Origin of the sequence: Enterococcus sp. HMSC061C05 (genome assembly GCF_001814765.1) — a bacterium.
GTDB classification, from domain to species: Bacteria; Bacillota; Bacilli; order Lactobacillales; family Enterococcaceae; genus Enterococcus_B; species Enterococcus_B lactis.
This window is the reverse complement of the sequence record NZ_KV817755.1, coordinates 1-19412: the sequence shown is the minus strand read 5'-3', so window position 1 is coordinate 19412 and position 19412 is coordinate 1. Positions and strand designations below refer to the sequence as shown.

18 protein-coding genes are annotated in these 19412 nt (G+C 38.7%); 12 read left to right on the top strand and 6 right to left on the bottom strand.

Annotated elements, in window-relative coordinates; all coding sequences use genetic code 11:
* The first annotated feature begins 103 nt into the window (after nt 1-103).
* From HMPREF2988_RS10805 to HMPREF2988_RS10760, 10 genes are all read left to right on the top strand, one after another.
* Nucleotides 104-832 carry a DUF554 domain-containing protein gene (locus HMPREF2988_RS10805; RefSeq protein WP_002293223.1) on the top strand — a complete coding sequence of 243 codons (729 nt, stop codon included), beginning with the start codon at nt 104-106 and terminating at the stop codon, nt 830-832.
* A gap of 155 nt (nt 833-987) precedes the next feature.
* Nucleotides 988-1305, top strand: coding sequence for a PadR family transcriptional regulator (locus tag HMPREF2988_RS10800; RefSeq protein ID WP_002293224.1), 318 nt, complete (start codon nt 988-990; stop codon nt 1303-1305).
* Nucleotides 1298-1906, top strand: coding sequence for a DUF1700 domain-containing protein (locus HMPREF2988_RS10795; protein ID WP_024635435.1), 609 nt, complete (start codon nt 1298-1300; stop codon nt 1904-1906). The genes HMPREF2988_RS10800 and HMPREF2988_RS10795 overlap by 8 nt, the downstream gene beginning before the upstream one ends.
* A 14-nt stretch (nt 1907-1920) precedes the next feature.
* Entirely contained in the window at nt 1921-2751 is an 831-nt protein-coding gene (locus tag HMPREF2988_RS10790; RefSeq protein WP_070770636.1) for a DUF4097 family beta strand repeat-containing protein, read from the top strand.
* A gap of 137 nt (nt 2752-2888) precedes the next feature.
* Nucleotides 2889-3377 carry a DUF5348 domain-containing protein gene (locus tag HMPREF2988_RS10785; protein WP_070770635.1) on the top strand — a complete coding sequence of 163 codons (489 nt, stop codon included), beginning with the start codon at nt 2889-2891 and terminating at the stop codon, nt 3375-3377.
* 47 nt (nt 3378-3424) lie between these two features.
* Nucleotides 3425-4297 carry an SPFH domain-containing protein gene (locus HMPREF2988_RS10780; RefSeq protein WP_002293231.1) on the top strand — a complete coding sequence of 291 codons (873 nt, stop codon included), beginning with the start codon at nt 3425-3427 and terminating at the stop codon, nt 4295-4297.
* Between the two features lie 169 nt (nt 4298-4466).
* Entirely contained in the window at nt 4467-4829 is a 363-nt protein-coding gene (locus HMPREF2988_RS10775; protein ID WP_002310770.1) for a YxeA family protein, read from the top strand.
* Nucleotides 4830-4837: 8 nt separating this feature from the next.
* Nucleotides 4838-5590: an ABC transporter ATP-binding protein gene (locus HMPREF2988_RS10770; protein ID WP_002312797.1), complete on the top strand. Its 753-nt coding sequence runs from the start codon at nt 4838-4840 to the stop codon at nt 5588-5590.
* Nucleotides 5591-5603: 13 nt separating this feature from the next.
* Nucleotides 5604-7406, top strand: a complete 1803-nt coding sequence (locus HMPREF2988_RS10765) for an FtsX-like permease family protein (RefSeq protein ID WP_025477354.1) — start codon at nt 5604-5606, stop codon at nt 7404-7406.
* Nucleotides 7407-7638: 232 nt separating this feature from the next.
* Nucleotides 7639-8688: an aldose epimerase family protein gene (locus tag HMPREF2988_RS10760; RefSeq protein WP_002329595.1), complete on the top strand. Its 1050-nt coding sequence runs from the start codon at nt 7639-7641 to the stop codon at nt 8686-8688.
* A 47-nt stretch (nt 8689-8735) separates the two neighbouring features.
* On the opposite strand, the gene HMPREF2988_RS10755 is transcribed toward HMPREF2988_RS10760, so the two are convergent.
* The 6 genes from HMPREF2988_RS10755 to HMPREF2988_RS10730 form a co-directional block, all read right to left on the bottom strand.
* Nucleotides 8736-10892 carry a glucosaminidase domain-containing protein gene (locus tag HMPREF2988_RS10755; RefSeq protein WP_070770634.1) on the bottom strand — a complete coding sequence of 719 codons (2157 nt, stop codon included), beginning with the start codon at nt 10890-10892 and terminating at the stop codon, nt 8736-8738.
* Nucleotides 10893-11251: 359 nt separating this feature from the next.
* Nucleotides 11252-12625, bottom strand: a complete 1374-nt coding sequence (locus HMPREF2988_RS10750) for a PTS transporter subunit EIIC (protein WP_002341010.1) — start codon at nt 12623-12625, stop codon at nt 11252-11254.
* Nucleotides 12625-13020 (bottom strand): D-ribose pyranase, encoded by a 396-nt coding sequence (gene rbsD / locus HMPREF2988_RS10745; RefSeq protein WP_002293242.1) that lies wholly within the window; start codon nt 13018-13020, stop codon nt 12625-12627. The genes HMPREF2988_RS10750 and rbsD overlap by 1 nt, the downstream gene beginning before the upstream one ends.
* A 21-nt stretch (nt 13021-13041) precedes the next feature.
* Nucleotides 13042-13965: a ribokinase gene (gene rbsK / locus HMPREF2988_RS10740; RefSeq protein ID WP_002315922.1), complete on the bottom strand. Its 924-nt coding sequence runs from the start codon at nt 13963-13965 to the stop codon at nt 13042-13044.
* A gap of 108 nt (nt 13966-14073) precedes the next feature.
* Nucleotides 14074-15087 (bottom strand): ribose utilization transcriptional repressor RbsR, encoded by a 1014-nt coding sequence (gene rbsR, locus HMPREF2988_RS10735; RefSeq protein WP_002293245.1) that lies wholly within the window; start codon nt 15085-15087, stop codon nt 14074-14076.
* A gap of 81 nt (nt 15088-15168) precedes the next feature.
* Nucleotides 15169-15771 (bottom strand): isochorismatase family protein, encoded by a 603-nt coding sequence (locus HMPREF2988_RS10730; protein ID WP_002293246.1) that lies wholly within the window; start codon nt 15769-15771, stop codon nt 15169-15171.
* A gap of 184 nt (nt 15772-15955) precedes the next feature.
* Here HMPREF2988_RS10730 and HMPREF2988_RS10725 point away from each other — a divergent pair, with 184 nt between their 5' ends.
* Both HMPREF2988_RS10725 and HMPREF2988_RS10720 read left to right on the top strand, forming a co-directional pair.
* A complete protein-coding gene (locus HMPREF2988_RS10725; RefSeq protein WP_002310780.1) occupies nt 15956-16657 on the top strand; it encodes an ABC transporter ATP-binding protein in 702 nt (233 codons plus the stop codon).
* Nucleotides 16658-16666: 9 nt separating this feature from the next.
* Complete coding sequence (locus HMPREF2988_RS10720) at nt 16667-19378, top strand: FtsX-like permease family protein (protein ID WP_070770633.1); 2712 nt, start codon at nt 16667-16669, stop codon at nt 19376-19378.
* Nucleotides 19379-19412: the final 34 nt, after the last annotated feature.

Below are 19412 nucleotides of genomic sequence, written 5' to 3'. Positions count from 1 at the left end.
AACCTACTCTGTCTGGTACAATCTTTCTTGCAGTGAAAGCAGTGATTGCAGAAAATTTTCTGTAATAATTTTCGCTTTATAGAGAAAGAGAGGAGTTTTTTTGATGCCAACTGGAGTTTTGATCAATGTAGGTTCCGTTTTGCTTGGCGGACTAATTGGCGGATTAGTAGGAAATAAATTAAGCGAACACTTTAAAGCGCAGCTGACGATGGTTTTTGGTGTGTGTTCAATGGGGATGGGTATCTATTCCATTGCGCCAATGAAAAATATGCCAGCTGTTATTTTTGCTTTGGTGATAGGAACAGCGATTGGACTGATTGTTCATTTAGGTAATGGGATTAACAAGGGCGCTGCGTTGATGCAAGTGCCTATTTCTAAAATCTTTCCTAGTGAAAAGCTTGGTATGACCCACGATGAATTTATCAGCACATTAGTGACGGTCATTGTTTTATTTTGTGCAAGTGGTACGGGGATTTATGGAAGCTTAGATTCTGGGATGACTGGAGATAGTACGATTTTGATTTCTAAATCTGTCCTTGATTTTTTCACAGCAGCAATTTTTGCATGTAATTTAGGATATGTCGTTTCCGTAGTAGCGATTCCCCAATTCATTATTTTTTATATCTTGTTCTTATTGGCAAAATTTATTTATCCATTGACTACACCAGATATGATCTTAGACTTTAAAGCTTGCGGTGGATTCTTGATGGTTGCTACCGGTTTTAGAATGATCAACGTGAAAATGTTCCCAGTAGCTGACATGATACCAGCGATGATCGTTATCATGCCACTAAGTTGGATGTGGACGAATTGGATCATGCCACTGTTATAATAATAATCAAAGAGAAGCCATTTTTTGCTGACTAAAAGGGATCAAACCTTTTAGTCAGTTTTTTTGTATTTGACAAACTGATTTTGAAACTATATTATATGATGTATAATATAGATTGTAATAAAATATTACACTTGAGAATAGAAGGTGACGTAATGCACATCCAGATTCCAACTGTTCTTCTTGATGGCACTGTGTTAGCAGCATTAAGCAAAGAAGATATGTATGGTTATGCCTTAACAAAAATTGTACAAGAAAGTCTCTCAGTCAGTGAATCTACACTTTATCCGGTTTTGAGAAGATTGAAAAAAGAAGGGTATCTTGAGACCTATGATGAACCTTTTGAAGGTAGGAACCGTCGATATTACTCGTTGACACCAATAGGAAGTCGTCATTTAGAAGAAATTATTGATGAATGGATTGTTTTTCGAGATTCTTTAGACCGGTTATTGGAGGAGAGCACAAATGAATGATTATTTGAATGAAGTTGTGGATCATCTTCAAGAAATTCCTGAAGACGATCGTTTTGATTTGATCCAATATTATGAGGAATATTTTTTAGATTCCGGAAAAACATTAGATCAGGTCATTGATGAATATGGTACACCAAAGCAGTTTGCTTTAAAATTAAAAATCAGTTACTTTTCAGAAGAAGAACAAGCAGAAGACGAGTTAGTGAGGAGTCCAAAAAGACAAATGCGTCTGATTTGGTTAATCATTATCGGTTTATTTGCTTCTCCTGTCCTCATTCCACTAGCATTGGGGTTTATATTGGTTATTGGGGGACTATTGATTGCTTTGCTGGCGCTCATTTTTAGTATCTATGTTCTATGTATCAGTATCTTAGGTATTGGCTTATTCATGATTATCTCAGGAATCAGTGTGTTTGGTCAATCGATTCTGAGTGGGTTATTCTTTATCGGTGTTGGTCTGTTCGCCACGGGAAGCGCAGTATTTATTTCGCCACTGTTGCTGAAAGGAACAAAAGGGCTTTTTTATGTCATGATGAACTTTGTTAAATGGATGGGACGGCGTTTTATTACAAAAAGAGATCTGCATTCAGCGGGCGCTTGAAGGAGGACAGATAAATGAGATTGAAACATTTTTTGATTACCGGTATTATCCTGATGGTTACTGGCGGACTCCTAGCAGGTGCAACTTATACATTAGGCGCTCAAAAGAGTCTGACTTGGGATGATGGCCCTCGATTGATCGATATGGTGACGGAGACGAAAAAAATCAAAGAGGCAAACAAAATCGTCATCCATGCAGAACATCAAACAGTGTCAGTCATACGCGGGTTGGATTTTGAGATAAAAACGACCTACGATAAGACAGAAAAGCCAGAAATAAAGGAGAAAAATGGTGTATTGACCGTGAATGCAGTCAAAAAATCAGAAGGTGCGATTATTAGTTTGGAAGACACCAGTGCACAAATCACTATTGTTGTCCCTGCAGATCAGGAATTATCTGAATTGACGATCGAAGGGAATAATAGTGCAATCGACATCAACGAAGTATCGATCAAAAAAGTAAATACTATGACACACGATGGTTGGGTATCATTCAATGAATTTACGGGAGGAACAATAACGGCGAAAGATGAATTAGGTTCTCTTCGTTTAGATGAAGTCAAGGTGGATAACTTGACCGTCATAGGAGAAAACAGTAATTTACATCTAGAAGACAGTTTGGTCAGCAAAGAAGGAAACGTCACTCTAAACAATAGTAATTTATCTTTGCATGAGATGGAAAACAGTGGCTATACTCTCCAAACATCTGGTGAATCTCATATTGAAAAAGACTACCAGCCAATAACAAATACGTTGTTAGAGCAAGGACAGAAACGGCTGAAGATCACTGCCAAAGACACTTCGATCAATATCACGACAGATCAAGAAGACAATGAAACAGATTGATCTAGCAAACAACTGGATAGTTTAAGAAAAAACAGCAAAGATCGGAAGGATCTTTGCTGTTTTTCATCGCTTAACACACATAACTATAGTAAAATAAGTAAGAACATATCTATAAAGAAAACAGGGTGAAAAAGTATATGAAGGCAGAAGAAGGTCAAAGAGAAAAGTTAAAAACAGAAATGGAAAGATTACATACTTATATCACTCAACTAAGTCAAACCTTTTATGATCCAGATAAAGAAAAAGTGATGGTCAACTATCCGAACAATTCAGAAGGTCGTCAATTAGAGCAAGTGTACCATGAAGTTTTCAAACATTTATTGACGGTGAAGAAAGAACTGGACTATTATTCTTTACCGATTATCGATACAGGAATATTGAAGTATGATGGGGAGAAGGAACGATTTATCTTTAAATCTGTTCGGGAAGACTTGCCTCTTTCAGCAGGAATGGATCTAGAAATCTTGGTAGAAGACTATTTTACAGAAGAAAAACACTGGGTTCGAACAAGATTGGATTATTTGCCGCAAGCAGCCGGAGGAACACAAGCAAGCGGTTGGTACATCACTGAAGACAAAGATTTGGAACTAGAAGGTGCAATGGCGCGAATTCGAAAAAAGGGTTAAAAAGCAACACTATATTTATTGAAGGATAAAGGAGCGCAGAAAGTAGAATGAGAGAAAAAAGAGCAATTTATATCAATGGTTATGCAGGAATCGTCGGTTTGGTCGTATTAGCTTTAGTTGGTTTATTTTTCTTCTATTTAGGCATGTGGCAAGCGAAAGTTTGGGCACTATTTTTAAGTATTTTTCTTTGGCTGATTGCGTTACTGTTGCTAAGTTCGGCAACTGTAGTCAGCCCTAATCAAGCAAAAGTGATTTTGTTTTTTGGACAATATTTAGGTACGATCCGGGAAAATGGCTTTTTCCTTACGATTCCTTTGGCACAAAAAATGACTGTTTCGTTGAAAGTTCGGAATTTCAACAGTTCTGTTTTAAAAGTCAATGATTTAGACGGAAATCCCATCGAAATCTCAGCGGTAGTCGTGTTTAAAGTCATTGATACAGCAAAGGCATTATTCGATGTAGCGTATTATCAAGATTTTGTAGAAATCCAAAGTGAGACAGCCATCCGGCATATCGCTAGCCAATATCCGTATGATACCTTCAATGATGATGATTTGACGCTTCGAGGAAACACTACGGCAGTGTCTGACGAGTTGAAAAAGGAGTTGCAAGAGCGTTTAGCAGTAGCAGGTGTCGAAGTAATCGAAACACGATTGAATCATTTAGCCTATGCAACAGAAATCGCCAGTGCCATGCTGCAACGTCAACAAGCAAGAGCTATTTTGTCTGCTCGACAAACCATTGTTGAAGGAGCTGTCACGATCACTCAAATGGCTTTGGAACAAATCGAAGAAGGACAAGAAATCAATTTCACCGATGATCGAAAAGTCCAATTAATCAATAATTTACTTGTCTCAATCATTACAGACAAAGGAACGCAACCCGTTATCAATACAGGCGATATGAAAGACCGTAAGTGATATAGTTTTTGTAAGATAGGAAGAAGGAGTTTAGGACGATTGTCTTAAACTCTTTTTTAGTTGTTCAATGAAAATGACAAAATTGAAAGAAGAATGATAGATGATTCGAAGGCATAATTGTTCGTTTTTTTCTATAATCAATATATAAAGTAAGAGAGAAGGGGAAAAAGTGAAAAAACTTCTGATCGGACTACTTGTTTTCATCGTTGTGGCACTTGCAGGGGTGAAAATCGCAGATTACGTAGTGATGGGCGGAGAAGAATACTATGTACAGATTACGACAGATGGTGCAAAAACAGTATCCAAAGCAGACTCTGGACAAGAAACAGTCAACTATAGATATATCCTGCCTGGTTATACGAAAGAGGGTAAGGAAAAAGAACTAGATTTCAATGGGCAATTGACTCGACCGCTTCGTAAAGGAGCATATTTGAAAATCACCTGGAACAAAAAGAAAGGTGTCACTTCATATGAAGAAGTCGAAAAAAAAGATGTGCCGAAAACAGCACTAGAAAAACTAATTAAAGGGTAGGGAAAGAAATGAACAAAATAGTCGAAGTACAGAATGTAACAAAAGTATACGGGAAAAACAATGAGAAAAAGACGCAAGCATTAAGCGGCATCAGCTTCGATGTAGAAAAAGGTGAATTTATTGGCATCATGGGTGCTTCCGGTTCAGGTAAATCAACGCTTTTGAATATTTTATCCACATTAGACAAACCAACAGATGGACATATCCGAATCAATCAAAAAGATGTGACGACATTAAAAGGAAATCAACTAGCAGATTTTCGTGCGAATGAAATCGGCTTTATTTTCCAAGATTTCAATTTATTAGAAAGTTTGACAGCACAAGAAAATATCGCTGTTCCTCTTTCTTTACAAGGTGTCAGACCAAAAGAAATCAAGCAACGTGTCCAAAAAATTGCAGAACGTTTATCGATTGCTCATATTTTGGAAAGCTATCCTTCTGAGATTTCTGGTGGACAAAAACAACGAGTCGCTGCCGCACGTGCGTTGATCACACAACCAACGATTTTATTAGGGGATGAGCCTACAGGTGCGCTGGATTCTAAAAGTGCCCGTGATCTTTTAGATACGATGGACGAATTGAATACAAAAGATCATGTATCGATTCTTCTAGTGACACATGATCCGTTTTCTGCAAGTTATTGCCAACGTATTTTATTTATCAAGGATGGCGGTATCCATCAAGAAGTGAAACGTGGAGATCAAAGCCGGGATTCCTTCTATCGGGAAATACTATCTATTCTTGGAAACTTGGAACAGTAGGGGGAGATTGACTATGCTTTGGAAATTATCACTTACTGGGATCAAGAGCCGTTTAAGAGATTACTTGGTATTATTCTCAGGATTAGTTATGGCATCTGCTATTTTTTACATGTTTGAATCAATGGCGAGCAACGAAGCCTTTTTGAAAAGCAATACGGTCGTTGCTGCTACAGTTATCATTTTCCGACTAGGTTCTGTTTTACTAGGGATCATCACATTCGTTTATATTTTATACGCGAATTCCTTTTTGATGACGATGCGACAAAAAGACTATGCCATGTTTATGATGCTAGGAGCAAAAGGCAGAAAAATCGCACAGATGATTTTTTCTGAAACATTCGTAGTAGGGATCGCGGCTACATTAGTAGGTTCAGCTGTCGGTGTAGGATTGACAAGTATCGTCCACCGATTATTAGTGGATCAGTTAGATATCAATATTTCGCATTTTACACCTTTTAGCATTCATGGGTTGTTGATCACCGTTTTGTTTTTTGCTATTTTGTTTTTATTAGCAGCTATTGTCAATGCTTTTTCGATTGTCAAAAAACCGATTTTAGCATTGATTCGTGCGGATCAGACACCAACAAGAATCAAGCAGCATAAATTCTTGTTCTTCCTTGAAGTAGTACTAGGGATTGCTTTTCTAGGCTGCGGTTATTATATGATGAAACATGTGGGGACCTATCAAGTTTTTGGTATGGGAGTAGCTCTAGTCACGATCGTATTGGGAACTTATTTCATTTTCCACTCTGTGATCATTTTCTTCTTATCATTACTAAAGAAATCAGAACAGATTTCATTGAAAAAATTGAACAATTTCACATTGTCACAGTTAAGTTTTCGTATTCGTGAATATACACAAATGCTCTCCATGGTTGCTATGCTGTTTGCTTTAGCACTTGGTGCTTTGACAGTAGGTCTAGGATTTAGAAATGAAATTTCGGAAATGACGGAAAATGCTGCTGGTTATGACCTAGTGATGAATAATCCTCGGGCAGAAGATCAGCAAAAAATCAAAGAACTTTCACCAACACTTTCTGCTTCTTATACTCAAAAAGAAGATGCGGGAACGATTTACTATAATGCAAGTGAATTTGCGGCTCAACCATTGATCATGATAAAACATGAAGATGGGACACCGCCGAAAATCACGAAAGAAAAAGTTCCTGCTGAAAAAATGAATGAACTGACTGTACAAGATGAGCTTCGTGGCTATGAATTGCCTGAACAGCAAGAAAAAGAAATCAAGGTAGTCAGTCAATCGGAATTTGATCAACTGAGTTTGCCACAATCCACTTTACAGCTAGTTCAGGTCAAAGACTTCCAAGCAAACTTGGAACCAATCAAAGCACTTGCTACACAAAATAAAACGAACAATCCATCTTTGCAAAAAGTAGAGTACAGTAACCAGAAGTATGAAATGTATGAAGGATATAATAGTCTATTCTCTGGTTTTGAATTTATGGGATTCTTCTTAGGTTTAGCTTTCTTGACTATGCTTGCTAGCTGTTTGATGTTCAAGATCTTGTCAGGAAGCAAGAGTGACATCGCTCGTTATGAAATGCTTGAAAAGATAGGAACACGACGCGGATTGCTTAAACAATCGATCCGTAGAGAAGTAGGTGTGTTATTCTTAGCACCAGGAATCTTAGGGGTAGTCCATGTCTTATTCGGATTACAAATGTTTGGTCTATTCATGCAAAATCCATATAAAGATATTTGGGTGCCATTTACGATCTTCTTCGTATTGTATTTCATCTACTATGTACTGACGACATGGTTGTATACTGGAATCGTATTGAAAAAGAGGTTGTGACAGAAGTGATCAGCTTCAAGAAATTTCGGCTTATCTCCGAAGAAGCTACTTCTGGAACACCGTTTGTTCAGAAAGAGGGACTGTGACAAGTTTTTGTTACAGTCCCTCTTTCGTGATCTTTTATTAGAATATAGTAAATTTTTTCTCGTTACTCACGGAATAAGCTGTTAAGAAAACGGTTTCCATGTATACTGGAATCAGTATAAATGAAAGAAAAGAGGGTGCAAGGAACATGGAAATCAATGAACAAAATTTTGGCGGAAACTATCACTTGATCACGATCACGAATCAAAATGGGACATCTTTGTCTGTCAGTGATCTAGGTGCACGAGTCGTCCATTTTCAAACAATGATCGATAATGAAAAACGAGAGTTGGTTCTAGGCTTTGATGAAGCAAAAGAATATCTGGAAAAAGATCCTTATATCGGAGCTTCAATCGGACGTATGGCTGGACGGATCACGGATGGCACATTCAAATTAGATGATGAAACATTCAAAGTAAAAACAGATCCAGATACTGGCCATTGTTTACATGGCGGTGCACCTAGCTTTGAAGCCAAGCAGTGGCATTATACAGTTATTAATGGTGAGAACGAAGCCTCAGTCATTTTCTATCAGACTAGTCCAGACATGGAAAATGGATTTCCTGGCACTTTAGACGTAGAAGTACGGTATACACTGACGAATGATGATACATGGCGAGTGACAGTCCAAGGGATCAGTGACCAGAAAACAGTATTCAATCCGACGAATCATGTTTATTTCAATTTAACTGGTGATCCAACACAGCCAATCGACGAACATACGCTTTGGTTGAACAGCCGATTATTCGCTACGCTCAATAAAGATACGACGCCTACAGGAGAAGTGGTTTCAGTAAGCGGTACAGCATTTGACTTTCAACATCCTAAAAAATTAGGTGAGGTATTCGCCAGTGATTTTCGCCAATCAACGATGGTAGGCGGTATCGATCATCCATTTTTATTAAAAAAACAGGCTGATCTGCTAAATGCAGCGGAATTGACGAGCCCTGATGAAAAAGTATCAATCCAAGTAAAAACGGATGCTTCAGGAATTGTGATTTTTACCGCAAATTTTGGAGAAGATGGGCCAGAAATGCGTGGAAAAAAATTAGTAGATCATGGCGGTATCACATTTGAGACTCAAGAACTACCAGGAGCAGAGCGACTTGAAAGTTTTGGAGATGTCACTCTGGAACCTAACCAAGTACGCGAATTTGTAACGGAATACAAAATAAATAAATATAAAGAAATAGAATAAATTAAAAAAGGGAATGTGACACTGTCACACGCCCTTTTTTATTTATTCTATTTCTTTAAAGGCAGATCAAGCCAGAATGATTTGTCTAAACTTAACAAAGTTAGTACAGGAACAGTTGCAGCTTTAACTGTACGAGTAGTTGTTTCTGGTATCTGTCTTGCCGTGAACGTGTTCCACAAATCCCAGATTGAAGCGACACGGAAGATGGAAGAAGCATTGTTGACGCGTTTTATCGTTGAAAATTCTAATCCTGTGATTGGCACGCCATCTGTTGTCCATTTGATTGGCACATCGAATCGCTTAGACATATGGAGAATTTCAGTATTTGCTTCTTCAGTTGTTGTTGCTTCTTTTTTCGGTTCATCATATTTTGTCAGGTCGTACGCTTCGATGATCGCGTTCAATTTTTGTGAATATTGGCGATCTGTAGCATAACGTCCTTCCAAATATTTGGTTGCTTCTTTGTAGTCTTTTGTTTCCGACTTCCAAGTTGGTTTGTAGAAGTCAGGATTGCCAGTCAGTCCATTTTTGATCAAGTCGGCATAGTCTTCCAAACTTTCCTTGTAAGAAGGATACTTACGGAATTGGGCGCGGATTTGGTAGCTTTGTCCCGAACTATCTTGTTCAAGTGTATTGAAGGTCACGCTGCTTCCTTTATACGATCCTTTGATACCAAAAAGGTTATGATTTGGTTCGCTTGATAATAAGCTGTTTCCAGATCCACTTTCCAGGATGGCTTGAGCCATCATGACTGATGCGTAGATTCCTTCTTTTTGGCCGATTTCCTGTGCATCATCTGCAATCTTTTTCAGGAACTGATCAGTTGTTTGGTTTTGACTGAAATGGAACGAGCCATCTAATCCATCTAAAATAGATGAGCCGCCTGTCAGCGAACCTGAAGCAGCAGGTAAACCTGCTAAGTTTACTCGGACAGCAAAATCAGGCGTGAAATCTGAAATAGAAGTTACTCGAACTTTATCTCCTGGTTGGGGCGCATGGATAAATTGTCCGTTCCCAATATAGATACCTACATGGTGAGTAACACCGGAAGAAGGTCCCCAGAAGACGAGATCGCCAGGTTGGGCCTGACTTACTGGAATCTGCGTACCTGCATATTGCTGTTCGCCTGTCCAGCCACCGATATAATGACCGGTTGCTTTCATATATACGTAATAAGTCAAACCAGAACAGTCAAAAGTATTTGGACCTTTTGCTCCCCATACGTATGGTTTTCCAAGATGCTTGAATGCTTCTCGAACGATTGCTTGTTGGACATTTGTTGCATTTGTAGGCAATACAGCATCAATTGGTGATTTTACAACAAAATCAGAAGAAGCAGAAGATGGATTCTCTATACCGCTTTGATTTGCTGTATTTGGACGAGACGAAGCATTGTTCGTTCCGCCATTCGATGAACCATTGTTTGGATGGTTTGGTTCTCTCTGAGTATTTCCATTGTTATTCGATCCAGATGGGTTTGTTTGATTCGAAGAATTCCCGCTGTTCGAATTATTGTTATTATTATTTGAATTATTTGAACCATTATTATTGTTGCTATTGTTGCTATTGTTGTTATTACCCTCATCTGGTTTATTTGGCGTTTCCGGATCTGGTGTACTAGGGACTTCTTCACTAGGATCAGTTGGTTCCTCTGTTGAAGTATCCGGTACAGGTTCAAATTCTGCAGTAATAGATAAATTGTTCGTACCTACTGTAAAAGTCTTTGCCTCATAGTTCACTTCTTTAGCACCATTCACAGCGACGGAAGCAATTTGTTCACCTTCAGCTGGCGTAATAGTGTAAGTCACCTTTGTTCCTGCTGATAAACCTTCTACCGTTCCGCTTTCTGTGATATTCAAAGGTTGCTGTTCAGCGGTATCCTCTGACGAAGCAGTTAGTTGGATCTTCCCTATCAAAGAAGGAGCAATCGTAAGGGTATATGTCTCGGCTGGTTTTTCATTTTCTGATGGATCAGCCGGATCAGTTGGTTCGGACGATTCTGTTGATGAGTCAGTTGTTCCGGTTGTGCCTTCTGTAGAAGAATCCGTAGTTTCGCTAGTAGCTGAGCTGGAAGTAGATGTACCTGTTGTGACTGTTTGATCGGTTGTTTGATTATCTACAGCAAATACGGCATTAGTCGACAAAACAGTAGGAGCAATCAGCCAAGTAGCAGCTAGCAAACGCATCGTTTTTTTATTTTTCATAATAAACTAGTCCTTTTCCTTTCATTGATTTTCTGTTTTATTCAGCATTCATAAGTTATTCGATTGAACAGATAATCGTGTCGAAAAGCTTTTTCTTTCCATGAATCTGCTTGTGTATTCTAAATAAAACAAGTTGTAAAAAAGCAACGAGCAGTCATTCGTTGTGGTTTGATGTTCATTTTATTGCATAAACCATCTTTGTTTGGGGATAAACAAGTGGGGATAAAAATGGTCATGCATATGTAAATTATACCAAAGATTGGAGAGCATCACAAAAAATTTATAAAAATAACGATCCTAAAAAAGAAAAAAACTGAAATATGTGATAAGCATCTCATACTTCAGCCTTTTTTCGTTCATTATTCGTACGACATTAGGTCCTCATCAAACCCGCTAACAAGGGTGGTGATCATTGCTACGACTAGACTAACAGCCAATCCTGCTAAGTACCAGAAAAAAGTACCGGAAATAAAGGCTGGCAATGTGGTCAGACTACCAAATACAAAAGCGATCGCTTTCACTTGAGCAAATCCCATGACAGCTCCACCAGCAGCTGCACCGATGCAAGCAGCAACAAATGGTTTTTTCAATGGAATCGCGATTCCGTAAACAGTAGGCTCGGTCACTCCCGCAAGTAAAATCGAAGCGAAAGCAGAACCAGAAATCGAACGTGTTTTTGAACGTTTACTTCGGAGGAATACCCCTAAAGCTGCACCAGCCATTCCAAAATTAGCTGCTCCTGTCAACGGAACGATACGGTCGAACCCATAAGCTGAGATATTGCTGATCATGACAGGATTTACAGCCCATTGGATACCAAATATCACCAAAATGTTCCAGCCTCCAGCGATGATTGCTCCACTGATCGGTCCGTTAATATCCATCATCCAAGTAATTGCTGCAGCTAAACCTTCACCAAGATAAACACCGGCAGGTCCGAAGACCATTAATGTCAAAGGAACCGTGATGACTAATGAAAGTAAAGGTACAAATACTAATTGCATGTTTTCACGAATATATTTTTTAAGGAATCTTTCGACAAAAGAATAAAAGAAAATACCTAAAATCGCCGGCATGACAGTAGACGTGTACTGCATCAGCACTACAGGAATCCCCAGAAAATCAGTAGCTGCTTTACCACTATCTGAAAGTAAAGAGGTCAAATTTGGCTCAATCAGCGCTGCAGCAATGACAGCCGCGATATATCCATTCACTTTAAACGTTTTGGCGGCAGAAAAAGCGAGAAAGATAGGCAGAAAATAAAAGACAGCATTCGACGCAGCAGACAAAATATGATAAGTCCCGCTCGTTTCACTAAGCCAGCCAATCGTAGTCGCTAAAACAACCAGACCTTTTAATATACCAGAACCGGCAAATAGGGGAATGATTGGCGTAAAGATTTCCGATATCAAACCAAATAGTTTTTCGATCGGATTTAGCTTTTCTTTCGGAGCTGTATGATCAATTTGACGTGTCAATTCCTTATAAGCAGGAGCCAAACCCTGATCCATAATTACTTCTGCATATCTATCGAGTAAAATGAAATATTTGATGGAAGGGATTTGCTGCTTTAATTTTTCTACATTTGCTGCTGGCTGTTTTTGTAATTTGATACGAAGCCGAGTCGCACATGGGAGGACAGAATCAATATTGTCTTTTCCCCCTAACTGATCAATCAGCAGATGAATCTGTTCGGACAGTACCATCTGTTCAGGATTCATTGTCGTTTCCATTAGAAGACCACTCCACTCACTAAGATAATATTGGCATAAGGTGTCATCTCGCCTGTACGAATAAATGCATGGCAGTTATTCAAATCTTTTTTCATTTCTTCATGTGGGATAAAGCTAATCGGTGTATCTGGTAACAGTAATTTGATTTTTTCCAATATTTCCGGATTCATTGTCTTTATTTCTTCTGCCAATTCAATGGATTGTACTTCAAGTTCTTCTAAAACGTTTTCTAAAACAGATAAAAAGCTTGGAAGTCCGTTTGAAACAGCTAAATCTATTTTTTCAGTACCAAAGGGAACAGGCATGCCTGCGTCCCCGATACTTAATTTGTCAAAGTGTCCCATTTGTGCGATTACTCGCGAAATATCTGAATTGATGACTTTTCCTTTTTTCATGTTTGTTTCTTCCTCTCGTTGTTAATTTATGACTGCTGATTGTTCTAAAGCTTCACGGTAAGGGATAGAAGGTTGCGCACCATAAGACTGTACGGCAATAGAAGAGGCTAGATTTCCATAAAGAATCGCTTCTTTCAAGTTACCAAGGTCTGGCTGAAGTGTGCTGCTCAATGCCCCAATAAATGTATCACCTGCGGCTGTCGTATCGACAGCATCTACTTTAAAAGCAGGGACGATGCCGTGTTCTTTTTCTGTGTGGTAGAAAGCACCGGCACTGCCCAATGTAATGATTACTGTTCCAATGCCTAATTCATGCATTTTTTCAGCTGCTGCGACCAAACTGTCATGGTCTGTAACTCTGATTCCTGTAATAATTTCTGTTTCTGTCTCATTTGGTATAATGATATCTGTCTTTTCGAGTAGTTCAGTAGGAATGGTTTCTCTAGCTGGTGCAGGATTCAGGATCGTTGTTTTTCCTGCGTCTTTTGCAATAGAAAAAGCTAGGATCGTCGCATCTAAACTACTTTCGAATTGAGCAATAATAAAGTCACTGTTTGTAATCAATTCTTTGTTCTTTCGAACTTCTTGTTCATGGAAAGCATTATTTGCGCCTGCATGAATCAAGATACTGTTTTCTCCTGCGGCATCCACCATAATCATTGCTTGTCCGGTTGCGGCGCCCTCAATTTCAGCAATTCCAGATGTATCGATGTTTTCTTTCGTCAGTAGATCCAACAATTGCTGTCCTTCACTGTCAGTTCCAACACCTCCAATAAAAGATGTTCGTGCGCCTGAACGTTTGGCTGCCACTGCTTGGTTGGCGCCTTTGCCTCCGCCAGCGTGAAAAATCTCATGTGCATGCATCGTTTCTCCTGGTTTTGGCATTTTGGTTAAACGAAGGGTAGTGTCCATATTAATACTTCCAATTACTGTAACCGTGTTCATTTAACAAACCTCCAACTATCTCATTTATTTTGATGGGAAGAATTATTTTTTAAAACGTTTTAGTAAAACGTTTTAATAGTTCGATAAAAATATAGCACACCTTGAAAGCTATTTCAAGGGTGCAGTCGAAAATCTTTTTTCTAGTCGTACAGGTAGCCGTTTTTCTTCCCACTCTTTTTCTGGGAATTGGATTCGATCTAACAATAATTGGGCAGATGTTTGCCCCAATTCGAAGATTGGTTGTGCGATTGTCGTCAGTTTTGGCTTGATATATTCGCACATATCTATATTATCATAGCCAATAATGCTATAGTCTTCTGGGATGCTTTTTCCAGCTTCCTCTAATCCGCGATATAATCCAAAAGCTAATTCATCATTTAAAGCAAACACACCAGTTGCAGCAGAATCAAGAAGTTTGGCTGTGATTTGGTAGCCGCCTTGTTTTGAGAACTGTGTAGGCAAGAGGATCAGTCGGTCATGAGGGATTTGGTAAACATCAAGAGCAGATTTAAACCCATCAATCCGAGCGTGGACATTTTCTGGCAGATTTTCAGGATAGACAAGGGCGATCGTTTGATGTCCTAGACTAAGTAGGTGCATACCTGCCAGATAACCACCGCGAAAATCGTCTGTTCGTACGGCATCACTAAATCCTTCAGATTTTTTTTGATCCAAAACAATGAAGGGCCGGCCTTGTTTTTTCAAATTTTCGTTGATTGCATTCGTAGAGACAGCAGAAGTCGCAATAATGAATCCATCCACACCTCGACGTGTGAGCTCGGCTAGGTACTCGATTTCTTTTTGATGATCAGAATCAGCATTACATAATATCGTGACGAAGTTCTGATTGTACAAGATATCTTCAATTCCTCGCATCAATGTACTGAAGAATGGATTCGTGATATCAGGAACGAGTACGCCAATCGTTTTCGTTTCCTTGGTAATCATTTGTCTAGCAAAATAATCAGGTTGATAGCCTAATTCTTCTTTAGCAGCTAAAACTTTCTGAACGGTTTTCGGACTGAATTTCTCTGTATTTCCATTTAATATCAAGGAGACAGTTGTGATTGAAACACCGGAAAGTTTAGCGACTTCTTTGATTGTGATCTTTTTTTTCACCATGTTCATACTCCTATCTAAATCCTGTGGTTATTTTCCCATGAAATCAAAAAGAAGTAAATGAAAATCACATACGCTAGTACCCTATTTGCTTTGTTGGATCGCTTCGATTATTTGTTTCGTTGAACGTACTCGTGCAGTTTTCGGAAATATCTTTTTTATGAACAATTGATGCGATTCTTTGTCGCGATCACTACAAGCATCTTCAGCAAGCACGACATGGTACCCGTGTTGAAAGGCATCTAATGCGGTAGCATATACACCGTTTGTTGTCGCTACACCGCTTAAAATGATGGTTTCGATTCCACGACGGCGAAGTTGAAGATCAAGAGAAGTACCAAAAAAAGCACTTGGATTGTATTTTGTGATAGTCAACATATTGTCTGTATCTTTCAAAGAATCCTTCAAAAGTAAATCAGTGAATTCTGGAGGTACAGAAGCAGCAGTCATTCCACCCATATCAGTTTGTTGACTCAAATAAGGGAAAGTGGAGATGTCTACATTCACTAAAACTTTCAAGGCAGCGGTACGTTTCAATGTTTTTGCTAACGAATCATTGTTTGTCAGAATAGATGCTGCAGTGTGTGGAGAGAGTGTACCGTTATTTACGATCCCTTTTTGCATGTCGATCGCGACAAAAGCAGTTTTTGATAAATCAAAAATCATATTTTTCTTTAAATCATTCATGATGTTCCTTCTTTCAAATAACAATGTTTTTTATGTAAGTAAATCATAAATCGTTTATTTGTCAACTAAATAAAGAATTCCTTTCTTTAGTCTAGAGAAATTCAATGGTAAAATGAATAAGTGTGAGAAAACGCATTCGATGCATAGATATAGCGAGAAATATCGTGAAAATGGAGGAATCAGAGTGAAGTATGTCGAAGTAAAAAATGAATACAAACGATACAAGATGGGAGAAACGACCATTACAGCAAATGACGATATTTCTTTTTCAATTGAAAAAGGCGAATTAGTGATTATACTTGGCCCTAGTGGAGCGGGAAAGTCAACGATTCTTAATATTTTAGGTGGGATGGACACACCTGATGAAGGGCAGATCATTATTGATAACACAGATATTGCACAATTTTCAGACAAGCAGCTTACTGCTTACCGACGAACAGATGTAGGGTTCGTCTTCCAATTCTACAATCTCGTTCCTAATCTAACAGCAAAAGAAAATGTGGAATTGGCAACGGAAGTTTCCCCTGATGCGCTTGATCCTGTCGAAGTATTGACGCAAGTGGGCCTAGCTCATCGATTGAATAACTTTCCGTCCCAATTATCAGGAGGCGAACAGCAGAGGGTTTCCATTGCTCGAGCATTAGCCAAAAACCCTAAACTGCTTTTATGTGATGAGCCGACAGGTGCACTGGATTTTGAAACAGGAAAGCAAGTATTGAAATTATTGCAAAATGCTAGCAGACAACACGGCAATACTGTTTTGATCATTACACATAATTCTGCTTTAGCGCCCATCGCTGACAGAGTTATCCACATCAATGATGCGAAAGTAAGGTCAGTTGAATTGAATGAGCATCCTTCATCCATTGATGAGATTGTATGGTAGGAGGATTTTATGAAAACAAAAACATATCTTAAAGCAGGTTTTCGCGAAATCCGGCAATCTAAAGGGCGGTTCATTGCAATCATCCTTATTGTCATGCTAGGAACACTTTTATTCGTAGGTGTCAAAACTGCTGGACCTGTCATGCAAAAAACGATGGATCACTATGTTGATACAGCAGGACTTTCTGATTTGCAAATCGTTTCTACTGGTGGTTTGACACAAAAAGATATCGCTCAAGCAGAAAAGATCCCAGATGCAAAAGTAGAAACAGGGAAACAGTTCTATTATTCCAATACTGGCAAAAATGAAGTGATTCAAATCTTTTCTTATAACAAAAATAGCAGGCAGAACAAGCTACAATTAATTGATGGAAAACGCCCGGAAAAATCCAACCAACTTTTATTAGATGAAAAAGCGGAGAATGAAGGGTATAAAATCGGTGATGTCTATCAGATTGATTCAGATGAATTGAAAGAAAAAGAGTATACCATCACTGGCTTTGTCCGTTCTCCATTGTTCATCAACAATTTGGAGAGAGGATACGCGAATGTCGGAAATGGTAGCGTGGATTATTTTGTCTATTTGCCTGAATCCAATTTCAAGACGGATATTTATTCTGTCTTATATCTGGATTTTACGAACGTAAAGAATTTGAATACGTACAGCAAAGCTTACAAAGATAAAATGGAGCAAAATCAAGAAAAGGCAGAAAAGTATTTACAAGATCGACCCGAAGAACGCTTAGAAGAGCTGAAAAAATCGGCAAACGAAGAATTAGAACCAGCACAGCAAAAAATAACAGAAGGTAAAGCACAAATAGCACAGGGAAGAACACAGTTAGAAGATGCTAAAAAACAGGTAGCGCAGCAGTCAGCAGCTATCCAGCAGCTTCCTGAAGCGCAACGGACAAACGCTGTACAAACTTTGTCTCAACAAGAAGCTCAACTCGCTGATCAAGAAAGGCAGTTAGTTGAGAAAGAAAGAGAACTAGCTTCTGCGGAGGAAGAATGGAACGAAAATGCAGAAAAAATTGAAAATTTAACTAAACCATCATACCTATACAATGAACGTTCAGAAAATGTCGGGTTTCAAGAATTTGGTGATCTGGCTGAACGTATCGCAGCAATCGCCAATGTTTTTCCTGTTTTCTTTTTCTTTATTGCCGCATTGATCACCTTTACGACAATGACGCGTATGGTAGAAGAAAACCGCAGGGAAATCGGAACATTGAAGGCGTTAGGTTATACGAAAGTTGAAATCGCAAAAAAATATGCAATCTATGCAAGTCTAGCTTCAGGAATAGGCATTGTTTTAGGAACGATATTAGGAACGAATCTTTTACCAAGGATCATTTTTGAACTATCTAACGAGCGATATGACATTGGGAGTGCTCTTGTTTTTTATGACTGGCCACCGATTTTACAAGCAGCTGCCGCATTCTTCATTGCCGCATTTGGCGCTGCAATGATTGTTTTGTTCAAAGATCTAAGAGAACGGCCTGCTGCACTGCTTCAGCCGAAAGCACCGAAGCCAGGGAAACGTATTTTTCTTGAATACATCACTCCGCTGTGGTCACGCCTTAGCTTTAATCAAAAAATCAGTTATCGAAATCTCTTCCGATACAAATCAAGAATGCTTATGGCGATTATCGGAATTGCTGGCTGTGCCGGTCTGATGGTTGCGGGCGTGGGATTGAAAGATTCTCTAAGTTCTGTCTCAGCCAAACAATTTGGACCAATCATTGACTATCAAGCAATCGTTACATTAGATTCATCCACGGAAGAGAATCATCAAAAAGCAGCGGATATGTTGCAGCAGCAAGAAAAAGTAAATGAGATCCTAGCTATTCATACTCAAACCGTAGAATTGAGAAAAAAAGGGCATGCTTCACAAAGTCTGACAGTGATCGTACCGAGTAAAACAGCTGATTTTGATCGTTTTATCCATTTAACAGATCATGAAGAGAACCCACGTTCCTTACCTAAAGCAGGAATCGCTATTACGCAAAAAGCAGCAGAACTATTTGACTTATCTACAGGAGATCATATATCGCTTTATGATGAAAATCAAAAAGAATGGAAAGTCGAAGTAAAAGAAATCGTGAAAAACTATCTAGGCAGCTTTATTTATCTGTCCCCTGAATATTATGCTTCAGTGACTGATCAATCGATGTCGGATAATGCATTTTTGCTGCATACAGATAAGATGACAACGAAAGAAGAAGAAATGCTTTCCGAGAAACTGCTGGCTACAGACGCTGTGACAAATACGTCTTTCATGTCCAAACAAATCGAAACGCAAGAAGAATCAATGGCGAACTTAGACTCGGTTGTATTAATCTTTGTCGTATTGTCAGGATTGCTGGCTTTTATCGTCTTGTATAACCTAACTAATATCAATATTTCCGAACGTGTACGCGAATTATCTACGATAAAAGTCCTTGGATTTTTTGATAAAGAAGTCACGATGTATATTGTTCGAGAAAATATCATCTTTACTCTCTTAGGGATCATTGGAGGATTTGGTGTAGGATATGTATTGACTGACTTTATCTTACAACAAGCATCTATGGAGAATGTCATCTTTCCATTAGTGATTACATGGTGGGCTTATGTTTTATCAGCAGGATTAACCATCGTATTCACGGTTATTGTGATGATTGTTACCCATTTCAAATTAAAGCATATCGATATGATTGATGCGTTGAAATCGAATGAATAAAAATAGAGGTTGTGACAGCAGTGGTCAGCTTCAA